We start from the raw sequence: 13888 nt of genomic DNA on the forward strand, positions 1-13888 counted from the left end.
ACAAAAAATCTCTAATAACTCTTGTGTTAAGCGGTTAATGTTATTTGGGCCAAAAGGGTCAATCATATTATGGCCAAAGGGGTGAATTCTGTTTGGCCAAAAGGGTCAAAGTAGAGTGGCTTTTCCATATGGGGTTTACATACCCATGCAATATGTAAAATCGCCGTAACACGGCTAAATGTTCAAATTTTTCTCCGTTAATATTTAATCCGCGACCCGCGGAGGCTTTGCGGCAGTCGGATGTATAACAACATCTAAACGTCTTTTGATTTTCACAAATAACGGATTGTCAGTATATTGTCATAACAATGTCACCAACGTGTCAGGGTCTTTCATGAAGTGCAAGAAATTACATTTATACCATAACGTATTGATGCCTGAAAAGCCAGTATCCGACACTATCCCAGGAAGCGTGTCATGCCATATACTATACTGATCCGAAACTTCGGTTTGGGTGCTAAAAAAGCCGACACATTGCTGTGTCGGCTTTACTGATTCGGAATCAGTCACTGTGCTATATCAAGTTCCGGAAGGCTGTTAATGGCCTTGTGTTTCAGCTCGTCAACGACATGGAGGTATTTTTCCGTCATCTCGATGCTGGCGTGTCCCATAAGTGCCTGGACCGTCTTTATATTGGCTCCGCCGTTAAGCACGTTCACAGCGAAACTGTGTCTTGCACAGTGCCATGTTATATGTTTGGGGATGCCGGCCTTTGCGACCCATTTGCCGATATGATAGTTGCAGGACCACGAACTCGGAAGGGTGAATATCGTCTGTGACAGGGTTTCTCCGGTCGGGGGTTGGCCGATGAGTTTCAGTATCATCGGACTCAGCGGGGTCACTACACCGCTGTTCTTGCTGCGTCCTGCAATCTTGCTCTGCTCAAATTTCAACACCCCTGTGGCGAAATCCACATTGGAGTATTTCAGTTTACGCACATCGCACCAGCGTATGCCTGTATAAAGGCTGAACAGGAACGCCCGCCTTATGTCCGGCTCTCCACCCTCGTAAGGGGTTATGGCGAGAGTTTTCACCTCGTCAAGAGTAAGTATGGACTTCCTCAGCGCGAGGCGGTCCATGCGCATGACTATCCCCTTGGCAGGATTTTTCTTCATCAGACCTTCCTCCATGGCGCAGGCTATCACTTTTTTGAACAGTCCGAGGCAGTGCGACGCTCCATAACCGACCGACACTTTCTTCAGGTGGTCAGCATATCCCGACACCATTTCCGGGGTAAGGAGGTCCATCCTTAGAAACTCGGTGTAGCGTCGGTATTTCTGAATACCGGAAAGGAAGTCTATGAAACGTCGGTAGGCTGTGCCGAGGCCGACCCTTGTCGGTGTGGCATAGATTTCGTCATCACGGTGTTTGCGGAAGTAGCGGAGGAAGTCCGTCTCCTTCTCTTTCTTCAGGCGATACCCTTCGCGGTCTTCGAGAAATTCCTGCTCACGCTCAAAACGTATCTTCTCAGCGAGGGCGAGAGTGTTCTTGTTCTGAGTCCGCTCTGCCTGTGTCCGAGGATGCAGAATGAGGTACAGGTTCAGGTTCTCCCGTTTGCGGTTATGCTTGATTTTGTATTTCGGCTTCCCCGCCATTGCCCCATCGGTATATATGACGTGGTTGCCCTCGTCATCGAGTACGGGGATCTCAGTGCGTCCGAGATAGTATTCCAGCGCGAGGCTGGCGCGTCCGTCTTTCAGGACCGTCTGGACGAGTTTCGGATTTTGTTTGTTCTTGTTTTCAACTTTTGCCATAGGCTGCTATTCTGAGTTTTGCGCAAAGATAGCGCGGTTTGGTCATCGTTGAAAATCGCCCTCAACACATATTAACAACTTAACTGTACAAATTGTGTACTGATTGAGAAAAAAGAAGCAAATCTCGGAATGTCATCACAAATCCTAAAATCCTAATTCCCTTGAAATCAGACTATGAAAATTAGGTAGAAATTCCCAATTTTCTATCCCAAGTTTATGTCACTTTGCAAGCAAAACGCCATTTCAAAGGCGCATAGGTTTAATAATTGTTAAACTGACACTAATTTTTCTCGAAATATTTTGCAGATATCCCATAAAGCCTTACATTTGCAATGTGTTTTTCATGGTATTAGATTTAAGGTTAACTAAGATTGGTTGTCGGGATGACAATCAATTTTTTTATGTCCCTGCCACAACCTATGATAAACAGAAAAAGCCATACTTTGTCGAGCCGGCTAATGTTGGTAATTGAAAGCAGTCAATAATTCATAGCATTCTGCGTTATCCGCATTTTTCAGTTTTTTATCGTTAACATATAGCCGAAACCACGCTGATTGATGATCGATATGGCGGAGTCGTGGCGGAGTAAACGGCGCAATTTGTGGATGTAGCCGTGTAGAGAATTGCGGTTGCTTAGTTCATCGTGCTGCCACACGGCAATCATCAATTCAGACGCGTCAACCGTTTTGCCAATATTTGCAGCAAGCCGTTCAAGTATCTTGGCCTCGAAGTGTGACAGCTCGGCCGATTTGTCGCCAATCGAAAGTGTCTGAGTCGTAACGTTGAACATATAGGCTCCGATCGCATACCTTATGTCCTCGTTCAGGTTCACTCCGTATCTGCGTAGAAGTGATTTTATTCTCACTGTCAACTCTCGTAGTTCAAAAGGCTTTTTGAGATAATCGTTGGCACCGATTTCAAATCCCTCCTCGACATCTTCAACCGCGCTTTTCGCTGTAAGGAAAAGCAGAGGTACTGACGGCGATAATTTTCTAATCTCCTTAGCCATTGTAAAACCGTCCATCCGAGGCATCATTACATCGGCAACTATAATATCGGCGCCATCAGACTTGAACTTTTCCAGTCCTTCCACACCGTCAGCCGCAGTAAATACATAGTAGCCGAGGCCACACAGCGTATCGGCTACAATCAGCGTGAGATCGGTCTCGTCTTCTACAACCAGTACTTTATTTTTCATGTTTGCCAATTTTTATTGTGAACACAGAGCCTTCACCCTCATGGCTCTTGACCTCAATATCCCATCCCATTTTATCAAGAATACTCTTGACATAATAGAGTCCTATTCCGTAACCGCGCACATCCTGACGATTGCCATGAGGCACACGGTAAAACTTATTGAAAAGATAAGGTATTGCTTTTGCCGGAATACCGATACCGTTATCAATGACTGAAATACCATTGCTATCGCCCGCAATTGTTATTACTACGCTTTCAGCAGAATACTTGACAGCATTATCAATCAGATTATTAAGCACATTGGCAAGATGCGTTTTGTCTGATTCGACAACCACATCTTCATCCACATTGACACTGATGGTTATGTCTTTGTCTCCTCTCATACGCTGAGCCGATGCAATTTCCTCAACAAACGGCCGCAATAATATTGTCTCCGGTTTAAGTTTAATAGTTTTTCGTCGTTCCATGCTCATGGCAAGAATATTCTCGACTAGTTCCCCGAGGCGTTTAAGCTGTTTGTTAGCGATATTAAGGTATGTCACTTTTTTCTTCTGGTCATTGGCTGTGTCATAATTGAGCAAGGCATCGTTGGCGGAATAAGCGATTGCAATCGGGGTTTTCAGTTCATGAGTCATATTGCTGACAAAATCGTCCTTCATCTCCTCAATAGTCCGTAAGTGTGACACCGTGTGGAACAGATACCCGAACGCCAAAGAAAATGAAACCATAAGCAGAAGAATTGTCACTATCACTCCCGACATCTCCGATACAATGTGGTGGGTTAAAGGTGTCATATATGCACGGTAATACATATCCGACTCCGGATTAATACATAACGAAAACACATCATAGTCGGAACGCTTCAGGGGAATACGGCTATTACCCCTCAAAATGTCTTCCTTTGAATTTACGACCTCAACAGCGACAAAATCCGGATATATGTGACGGTCCGCAAGACGTTTAATTACAATACTGTCCATGATAGTCAGATTAAAATCTACATACGGGTCCATCGTTTCATGCATCTGCCGACTAATATCATTTACCATCTGGTTGGTATACGACCTATCGCGATTCAGCGATGTCCTGTTTTCCTGTGTTTTGCCATCTTGGTTTGTCGTCGTTGTGATTAAATTTCCATCTCCATCTATTACCCCTGATATCGAACGCGGTCCTTCTATTACCGAATCTCCGTTTTCAGTATATGTCTGACACGCGGCTTTTGCTGCGCGGTTGACTCTGGCGGCGCGCTCCCACATATCATCAATATCTGCATCAGCTATTGCGGTCATCACATCACGTTCCACATTGTTTCTTATCGAATTATAAAGTGATATGAGATAATAGACATTACAACCGAAAATAATTGCAATGACAAAGATGAATGCAGTTGATATGGTCTTAAAGCGTTTCATATCGCAAATTTACTAACAATCCGTCATACAACCGTTTAGGCTTACTTCGATTTAAGACTAAATAAGGGTGCTTTTAAGACTAAATAAGGTCGGTGGTTGCCGATATCAGATCATGCGCTTGTAATTTTGCATCAAAATCCAACAAAACGTCAATGAGAAAACTTATAATTATCGCTGCATTAATTACATCAATATCGGCAGTCGCCCAAAAGGAAGCCTCCGATACTATCACTACGCGGCAACTCAATGAAGTTGTTGTCAGGGGCGAAAAGCCTCAGGTCAGAGGTGAGGATGGTATGATGGTCGTTGACCTACCCGGAATTGTCAAGGATAAACCGGTAAATAACATTCTTGAAGCTCTCGGCTATCTGCCCGGAGTAACTAACAATAACGGCATGATAGGTCTGACAGGGTCATCCAATGTCACCATTATTCTGAATGGAGAGTTGACAGACATGCCGCTCCAGAATCTTTATCAGTTGCTTTACACCACTCCGGTTGACAGGCTGAAAAAGGTTGAGATAATGTATTCCGCTCCGGCAAAATATCATGCTGACGGAGCTGTCATCAATGTGGTGTTGAAAACACCCACACCTCTGGACGGTCTGCAGGGACAGGTGAGAGCCGGATACAATCAGGCTCATTATGCCTCATACGGTAAAGGACTTGCCGCCACATACGCATTAAAAGACTGGACTTTTGATTTGAACTATGGACTTTCACGTACAAAATCATGGAATCAGGAAGAATCGTTTTCAAATCATCCTTTCAATGGCAAACACACCATGATTGAAGACAACAGGCGCCGCATGGTTCAGAATTGGAGCAATACTATTTTTGCATCAGCCTCATGGAAGACTTTGAAACTCATATATAACGGACAGATAATTTCTGACTCTAAACAGTGGAGCTTTTCATCGGGCACACTTGGCGACTTCACAAATACCTACAACATGCTGTCGCCAATCGGCTACCATAACATTGCCGTGCGCTATATCACACCGTTCGGCATGACAGCAGGAGGCGATTATACCCTGTATTCCGAAAATCGCTCTCAGTCATTGTTTAAGGATGCCGATTATATACTTGGCTCTGAAAGCCGTCAGGATATAAACCGCTGGCATGTATATATAGACCAACAGCATCAGCTTGGCAAATGGCAGCTGAACTATGGCGCAGAGTATCAGTACTCGGAAGACCACAGTTCTCAACACTACGACATATCCGGCAACTCTGATTTTGACGATATTCTCCGTGAGGATGTGGCCAGTTTTTACGCAGGCACCCAACAGTCCTTCAACCGGGGAGTGTCGCTAAACGCTTCGGCAAAAGTCGAATATTATCATAATCAATATCAGCACGACTGGAATTTCATACCCCAGATCGGCGCCACGCTACAACACCCTCAAAGCATATTTCAGCTCAATCTAAGCACCCGACGCATCTATCCTTCATATTGGGAACTGCACGGAGGGACAAGTCATATCAATGATTACTCCACAGTTATCGGCAACCCTAAGCTACAGTCTTACATTCAGTACGACGCACAGTTCAACTACATTTTAAGGCAAAAATATGTCGCAACGCTTTATTTCCAGTATGGTGACAAAGCTACTGCACAGTTGCCGTACCAGTCTCCTGACGCGCTCAATCTCATCTATCAGACAATCAATATGAACTACAAGCGCGTTGTCGGATTAAATCTATATGCGCCTTTCGGTACAGGTTATATCTGGAACGCTACGGCCACAGCCAATGTGTTCAATCAGCGAGAGAAGGCTGACAACTTCCATGACATCAACTTTGACAACAGAAAATGGATATTTTATGGTTCACTCACCAATTCCTTCAAGTTCAGCAGGAACAACCCTGTGTCATTGTCTGTCGATGTCAGCTACATATCGCCATCATTACAAGGGATAGCAGACTTATCAGCTATATGGAAAATTGATGCCGGAGTCAAATGGCTGTTTGGGAAGAAGCATTGCTTCGAACTTGATTTGAAAGCCGATGATATATTCAACAGATGGTCGCCCACCATGACCATCAGCCATGCCGGTCAGGATTATCGCATGAAAGTGCGCGACATGACCAGCAATCTCAAACTCACATTCATATGGCGATTCAACGGCTTCAAACCAAAAGACAACAACAGTATGGACACCTCTCGCTTCGGCACAGGCAGATAATTTTTAATGACTGACATAATACGAGATTACTGCTATGAAGAAACTCGGACGCATCTACATACTTCGGAAAAACGATAAAAAATAAAGAGACCGCCTGAGAGCGACATTGCTCCCCCGAGGCGGTCTCTGCAAGCTGATGATTCGGGTCTATATCTTTAGCGCTTCTCGTGCTCGTATTTCAGAGTGAGTGAAGGCTGGTCGCATACCGAAGCCGGGCCGAAGTACTGGATAGGACCGGGATAAACGAAGTCGGTATTAACAGCCCAAGCGTCGCGACAAGCGGCAAACTTCTTGAACGGAGCTCCGTCAAGGCTTACAAGAGCTTTTTGTATTACAGGCTTCATGGCTCCGTGACGGCGTTCCATATTCATCATCATAGTGATGGGTATACCGCCGGTGGTCCACTGTACCGAAGGATTGGTAAGTCCGCGCACACTCGACATATAGCCGGTGACACCTGCATTGATGAGGCATGCGGCGTTGAAGCCGAGTGCGTAGCAGTAGTCTGCGTCGAAGTTGGAGGGATCGGCGCAACGGCCTTCATAACCGAAGAAATGGTAAAGCGAAGCAAATTTGCCTACATAGCGGCCTTCGGCCTTCATATCGTTAAGACGGCGTGCCACCATCTCGCCGAGCAGCTTCTCGGTCTCGATGAGCGATACCTGAACGTTGCCGTGGGGGTCGCGGTCAAGGCAGAGCTGACGTGCAACACCTTCGGGAAGGCTGTTGAATATAGCGGCATTCTCGGCACTTAGACGGTCAACAATCCAACTCAGCTGGTTGGCACGGTCGATTGAAGCGAATTCCTCGGCGTTAACAGCAAGCAGTTCATTAAGCTCGGCGATAAGGACCTTCATGGCGGGGATAAACTCGATAAGGCCTTCGGGTATGAGGACAGTACCGAAGTTATTGCCGTTAGCGGCACGGGCTGCCACAGTGTCGGCTATAGAATTGACGATGTCGTTGAGGGTCTGTTTCTTTGCCTCTACTTCCTCGGAGATGATGCAGACATTGGGCTGGCACTGGAGAGCGCACTCAAGAGCGATGTGGCTTGCCGAGCGTCCCATAAGCTTGATAAAGTGCCAGTACTTCTTGGATGAATTGCAGTCGCGCTGTATGTTGCCGATAACCTCGCTGTAAACCTTGGTGGCGGTGTCAAAACCGAAAGAGGTTTCGATAACTTCATTCTTGAGGTCGCCGTCTATGGTTTTGGGGCATCCGATAACCTGAACTCCCGCATTGATTGACTTGTAGTACTCGGCAAGGATGGCTGCGTTAGTATTGGAGTCATCGCCACCGATGATGACGAGCGCCTTTATGTCGAGTTGCTTCAGAATCTCAAGACCTTTGTCAAACTGAGCCTTGGTCTCAAGTTTGGTACGGCCCGAGCCTATTATGTCAAAACCGCCGGTATTACGGAACTCGTCGATAATGTCGGCTGTAAGCTCCATGTACTGATGATCAACAAAACCGCCGGGGCCCATAAGGAAACCGTACAGACGGCTGTCGCGATGTACTTTCTTTATACCGTCGAAAAGTCCGCTTATGACATTATGTCCACCGGGAGCCTGACCTCCGGAAAGTATCACACCGACATTAACGGGTGTGCCTTTAGCGGGATTTGCCTCCTTTTCAAAGTGTATTTCGGGAAGGCCGTAGGTGTTGGGAAACAGGTTCTTGATATCATCCTGATCGGCCACTGACTGAGTGGCGTGACCCTCAACCGCCTTTACCGCACCGGTAAGTACGATGGGCAATTTGGGCTGATAAGCGGCACGCGCTTGCTGAAGAGCACTCTTTTTCATGAGTTAAATTATTACAGATTAGTACAATATATTCTTATACAAATTGGCTGCAAATTTCGTAAAAATTTATCAAAAAATCAACATATTATCATCAAAAATGCTTAACGAAGCACATATTGACAATTTAATCGCACCATAGTACCAAATGGCTGCCAAAAGCGGCCTACAGGTCAGCGGCAAAACCTGTTAAGAACGTAAGGGCACAAGAATAGTCGCAGTTTGACAATCGGTTTTGGCATTGGCCCATTCGGTCTACGAGCTTGTAAAGGCTCACGCCATTTGTAAGCCGGACAGGGAAGTCGGCATAAAAACCTGTTCGAGCCTGAAAGGACTCGTGCTTACTTCGGCTGCATGATGTGAGCATGAGTCTTTGCCGACTCAAAAATAGCGTTGTACTACTTACCGGAGACTGCGTCATCCTGCGGATGCCTTGTACACGGCTAACGTTTGGCGTGAGCCTTTGCAGGCTCGCGATATAACGGTGTAGTTGGGGGAGCGTCACCTGATAAGCCTCGAACTATATCAGTCGTTGCCAATCAGATTGTCGTCAACCCGTTTCTCGTCAGGAAGCTTTTTACCGAAAAACTTATCAACAATCAGCGCTATAAAGCCGTCGCCGGTGACGTTGCAGGCTGTGCCGAAGCTGTCCATAGCTATGTAAAGAGCTATCATAAGAGCCTGATCCTGTTCGGAAAAGCCGAGCATCGAGGCAAGTAGTCCGAGCGACGCCATGATAGCTCCGCCCGGTATGCCCGGAGCGGCGATTATAGTGACGGCAAGCATGGCTATAAAGCCAGCAAACATAGGCAGGCTGAACGGGAGTCCGTGCATGATCATAAGCGCAAGAGCACACATGACTATCTTCAGCGTACTGCCCGACATATGGATTGTGGCGCACAGCGGCACCACGAAGCCGGCTATCTCTTCGCTTACGCCCATCTTTATCGCCTGACGCAGAGTGACAGGTATAGTAGCGGCCGACGACTGGGTGCCCAGCGCGGTAAAATAGGCCGGGAGCATGGTATAAAGCAGCTTGAACGGATTGCGCCGCACAAACAATGCAGCCACGCAGTACTGCAGTATCAGTATTACTGCCGCCATAAAAAAGATTATTCCGATAATCTTGATGAAAGCCATAAGCACACTGCCTACCTGTCCCGAAACGGTCATATTGAGAAATATACAGAATATATACACCGGCAGCAGCGGTATTATGACCGTACGTATGGTGGCGCTGACAATATCACGGAACTCTTCGGCCCCACGGCGCAGCACAGTGCCTTTGCTACAGGCTATACCCAGTCCGGTCATAAAAGCGAAAACAAGTGCGGTCATAACCCCGAACATGGCGGGTATCTCTACTCTAAAATATGGTGTCACTCCTACCGCCTCAGCCACAGGCCCCTCAAGAGTACGCGGCGTGATAAGCGACGGAAAAGTCAGTTCGCCGACAAAATATGCCAGCAATCCTGACGATACGGTTGCAGTATAAGCTATCGCAGCAGTCAGCAGCAGCACTTTACCTGCCCGATGGCCAATGTCGGCAATAGCGGGCGTAACAAAGCCCACAATAATAAACGGCACAAGAAACCCCAAGAAGCTGCCAAACAGGCAGCTAAATGTTTCAAACAGCCTCGCTCCCCACACAGGCATAACATATCCGACACCTATGCCGAGCGCTATACTTATAAGTATACACGGAAGCAGCCCTATGCCAAGTCTTTTTTTATCCATAGTATTGTTTAGTAAGTGCCGCAGCACGTCATCGATTGTAAACACAAATTTAAATTAAAATCGCGAGATATACACCACGGCAGTATAAAATATACGGATTTTTATCTGAATTTGGCTTAATCTTGAATACTTTCGCTCGGCAAAAGACAAATAAATTTAGTTTTGCCCTCGACTTATTCGTATCTTTGACTGCGTCTTAGATACTTTCGCTCGGCAAAAGACAAATAAATTTGGTTTTGCGCTCGACTTATTCGTATCTTTGCATCTTGATATATAAAACTATATGCTAAGACCTATCATAGCCGAGTCTGATATAAAGGCTGTGCGCGACCTGCTTGAGGAAAGCGAGCGCATAGTCATAACCTGCCACATGGCTCCCGACGGCGATGCCGTAGGGTCATCGCTCGGTCTGTCACATACACTCGCCAACATAGGCAAAGAGGCACGTATCGTAACTCCCGACCGCATACCGGAGACACTCCGTTTTCTGCCGGGTGCCAAAGACATAGTGCCCTATTCGAAGTACACCGATTTCGCCACAAAGCTGCTTGAAGACGCCGACCTCATATTCTGTCTCGACTTCAACGCACTCTACCGTGTCGACCGTATGTCCGACGCACTGTCATGTGCATCGGCCAAGAAGATACTTGTCGATCATCACGAAAGCCCGCAGGACTTCACCGACGTCGTCATATCACATCCCGACCAGTCGTCGACTTCAGCACTGATATTCAGGCTATTGTGCCGTCTTGAACTGTTCAACATGATTGACCGCAAAGCAGCCGCCTGCATCTACACCGGCATGATGACCGACACTGGCAACTTCTCGTACAACTCCAACGATCCCGACCTGTATACAATCATCGCCGAACTTGTACGCAAAGGCATTAACAAAGATGACATATACAAGCGCGTCATGAACACCAAGAAAGCCAATGTACTGAAACTTAACGGTTATGCGGTGTCGCGAATGGAAATCTTTGAAGAGCACAAGGCCGCGCTGCTCGTGCTCTCGGCCGATGATTTGAAAAACTTCAATTATGAGCGAGGCGACACCGAGGGTCTCGTCAACGAACCTCTCGCTATCGAGGATGTCATATATTCCGTATTCCTGCGAGAGGACGACCGCCACATAAAAGTGTCGACCCGCAGCAAAGGCGACTTCCCCGTCAACCGGATATGCGAACGCTACTTCAACGGAGGCGGTCATGTTAACGCAGCAGGCGGAGAACTCCCCTGCTCTCTTGATGAAGCGATAGATATATTCAAGTCCACGCTGACCTTTATGGATGAATATTTAAAAGAGAAAAACCAAAGATAAAACTTAACGAATTTATTTCCAGAATAAAAGATGAAATCATTACGCAACCTATTCATTTCACTTTGCACGATTACCGCTGTATCGATTCTCGCTACAGGCTGCAACGATTCCAAAAGCTATGCAGACCTGCTAAATGAAGAGACCAAATCTATAAACAACTATCTCGCCGACCAGAAAGTCATCAACGAAGTACCGGCCGACTCCGTATTCATAACACGTCAGGAGATTGCCGAGAAGATGCTTCAACAGCAATCGGTAAGTCCTAATTCACCTGACTATGATACAAAACTCGGCGATGCTCTTCAATATCTTAAAGAGCATCCGGGCGAAGATGCTCCATACTACCGCATGGACGGCGACGGCAACGTGTACATGAGAGTTATCAACAACGGCAACATGGACAAACGCCCAAAGGTCAATGATCTCGTGTTTCTGCGCTTTACACGCTTCAATCTAAGTTACTATAAAGACAAGACTCTACCGTCGGGCGACGGCAACGCCGAAGATGTGTCAATAAGCGAGTCCATACGCTATCAGAACTTCTCGTCAACCAACACATCGGCATGGGGCGAAGGCATACAGGTGCCGCTCGGATACTTGGGCTACAACTGTGAGGTACAGATTGTAATAAGGTCACAGGTAGGACGCTCCGACGAAATAGCCGTGGTAATCCCGTACATGTACACCATACGCTACTACAAGAGCCAGATTTAACGATTACAGAACCAATATAATAGCATTATCATGTCACTCATAAAATCCATATCAGGTATACGCGGCACCATAGGAGGTGCTGCCGGAGAAGGTCTTAGCCCGGTGGACGTAGTGAAGTTCACTGCCGCATATGCCCACTTTATAGGCAAGAACACCGACACAGAATCGCGCACGATAGTAGTAGGCCGTGATGCCCGCATATCGGGCCCGATGGTCAGCAAACTTGTGGAAGCCACGCTTACCGGCATGGGATTCGACGTGATAAACATAGGATTGGCCACAACTCCCACCACAGAGATAGCCGTAGTTATGGAAAAGGCATGCGGAGGCATCATCATAACCGCATCGCACAATCCCAAACAGTGGAACGCTCTGAAACTGCTGAACAGCGACGGTGAATTTCTTAACGACGCACAAGGCAAGGAGGTGCTTCGCATAGCCGAAAACGATGAATACACCTTTGCCGACGTAGACTCGCTTGGCCACGTGTATATAAACGACACATACAACCGCAAGCATATCGACTCCGTGCTTGCCCTTGACCTTGTCGATACCGAAGCCATAGCCAAAGCCGACTTCACGGTGGCTGTCGACGCGGTAAACTCCGTAGGCGGCATCATAATACCCCAGTTGCTCAAGGCCCTCGGTGTAAAAAATATAATTGAGCTCAACTGTGAGGCTACAGGAAAATTCGCCCATACTCCGGAGCCTATCCCGGAAAATCTCACTCAGATTTCCGATCTGATGCGCGACGGAAAGGCTGACGTAGGATTCGTCGTGGACCCCGACGTAGACCGCTTGGCTATAGTCATGGAAAACGGAGATATGTTTGTCGAGGAATACACGCTTGTAGCCGTAGCCGACTATGTGCTCAGCCATACCCCCGGATCCACAGTGTCAAACCTGAGTTCCTCACGCGCGCTACGCGACGTGACCGCATCGCACGGATGCACCTACACGGCCGCCGCCGTAGGTGAAGTCAACGTAGTCACCAAAATGAAAGAGACCGGAGCCGTGATAGGCGGCGAAGGCAATGGAGGTGTCATATATCCGGCATCGCATTACGGACGCGACGCTCTTGTAGGTGTAGCGCTGTTCCTTACTCTGCTTGCCAAAAGCGGCAAGAAAGTGAGTGAACTGAAAGCCGGCTATCCGGCCTATGCCATAGCCAAAAACAAGATTGAGCTTACCCCCGACATAGATGTGGACGCCATACTCGAAGCCGTCAAAAAGCGCTATTCGTCAGAGAATATCACCGACATCGACGGCGTGAAGATAGACTTTCCCGACTGTTGGGTACACCTGCGCAAATCCAATACGGAGCCTATAATACGCATATACTCCGAAGCCTCCACGATAGAGCGGGCCAACTCCCTCGCTGAAGACATAAAAAAGGTCATAGCCTCGTTGTAGTAAGCATTTTTTAACAGCCCGACAAAGGGATGTTAATATTCGGTTACACGGGGAACATTTTGCACTGCCGACAGGTTATTAAGGTGATTTTATCAACTTAATAATACGTTTTAATTATGAAATGCAGTACCCAAACCTTTTTCGTAGGGCTTGTATTAGGAGCCCTCACCGGAATGTATGCCGAGAGATATTCACGCACCACTATGCGCGGACGTAAGATAAGAAGAGACGTAGACCGCACGATACGCGACCTATATGGAAATGTAGAACAGCAGATAGGCCGACTTCGCGAGAAGGCCCATCATACGGTAGAAGAGGCAAAGGATCTTATCGAAAAGTAGGCAGC

At 47.1% G+C, this 13888-nt stretch carries 10 protein-coding genes; 5 read left to right on the forward strand and 5 right to left on the reverse strand.

The annotated features are described in order from the left end of the window. Nucleotides 1-506 precede the first annotated feature (506 nt). The 3 genes from FW767_RS03660 to FW767_RS03670 form a co-directional block, all read right to left on the reverse strand. On the reverse strand, nt 507-1754 hold the full coding sequence (locus FW767_RS03660) for a tyrosine-type recombinase/integrase (protein ID WP_123612484.1): 1248 nt from the start codon (nt 1752-1754) through the stop codon (nt 507-509). A gap of 514 nt (nt 1755-2268) precedes the next feature. Continuing rightward, nucleotides 2269-2952, reverse strand: coding sequence for a response regulator transcription factor (locus FW767_RS03665; protein ID WP_121700277.1), 684 nt, complete (start codon nt 2950-2952; stop codon nt 2269-2271). After that, the gene (locus tag FW767_RS03670; RefSeq protein ID WP_150980353.1) at nt 2942-4366 is read right to left on the reverse strand and encodes a sensor histidine kinase; all 1425 of its coding nucleotides are present in this window, start codon (nt 4364-4366) and stop codon (nt 2942-2944) included. The genes FW767_RS03665 and FW767_RS03670 overlap by 11 nt, the downstream gene beginning before the upstream one ends. A gap of 152 nt (nt 4367-4518) precedes the next feature. Between FW767_RS03670 and FW767_RS03675 the strand changes: the two genes are divergently transcribed. Next, entirely contained in the window at nt 4519-6555 is a 2037-nt protein-coding gene (locus FW767_RS03675; RefSeq protein WP_121700275.1) for an outer membrane beta-barrel family protein, read from the forward strand. Between the two features lie 155 nt (nt 6556-6710). Here the strand turns inward: FW767_RS03675 and FW767_RS03680 are convergent, their stop codons facing one another. Continuing rightward, on the reverse strand, nt 6711-8360 hold the full coding sequence (locus FW767_RS03680) for a diphosphate--fructose-6-phosphate 1-phosphotransferase (RefSeq protein WP_121700274.1): 1650 nt from the start codon (nt 8358-8360) through the stop codon (nt 6711-6713). Nucleotides 8361-8882: 522 nt separating this feature from the next. Next, the gene (locus FW767_RS03685; protein WP_121700273.1) at nt 8883-10094 is read right to left on the reverse strand and encodes a dicarboxylate/amino acid:cation symporter; all 1212 of its coding nucleotides are present in this window, start codon (nt 10092-10094) and stop codon (nt 8883-8885) included. Nucleotides 10095-10377: 283 nt separating this feature from the next. Here FW767_RS03685 and FW767_RS03690 point away from each other — a divergent pair, with 283 nt between their 5' ends. The 4 genes from FW767_RS03690 (at nt 10378) to FW767_RS03705 (ending at nt 13883) form a co-directional block, all read left to right on the forward strand. Beyond that, complete coding sequence (locus tag FW767_RS03690; RefSeq protein ID WP_121700272.1) at nt 10378-11415, forward strand: DHH family phosphoesterase; 1038 nt, start codon at nt 10378-10380, stop codon at nt 11413-11415. A 30-nt stretch (nt 11416-11445) separates the two neighbouring features. Then, nucleotides 11446-12129: a DUF4827 family protein gene (locus FW767_RS03695; RefSeq protein ID WP_121700271.1), complete on the forward strand. Its 684-nt coding sequence runs from the start codon at nt 11446-11448 to the stop codon at nt 12127-12129. A 30-nt stretch (nt 12130-12159) separates the two neighbouring features. Then, nucleotides 12160-13542: a phosphoglucosamine mutase gene (gene glmM, locus FW767_RS03700; RefSeq protein ID WP_121700270.1), complete on the forward strand. Its 1383-nt coding sequence runs from the start codon at nt 12160-12162 to the stop codon at nt 13540-13542. Nucleotides 13543-13658: 116 nt separating this feature from the next. Beyond that, complete coding sequence (locus FW767_RS03705) at nt 13659-13883, forward strand: YtxH domain-containing protein (RefSeq protein ID WP_147438822.1); 225 nt, start codon at nt 13659-13661, stop codon at nt 13881-13883. Nucleotides 13884-13888 lie beyond the last annotated feature (5 nt).

Origin of the sequence: Heminiphilus faecis, assembly GCF_008728965.1 — a bacterium.
Taxonomy (GTDB): domain Bacteria; phylum Bacteroidota; class Bacteroidia; order Bacteroidales; family Muribaculaceae; genus Muribaculum; species Muribaculum faecis.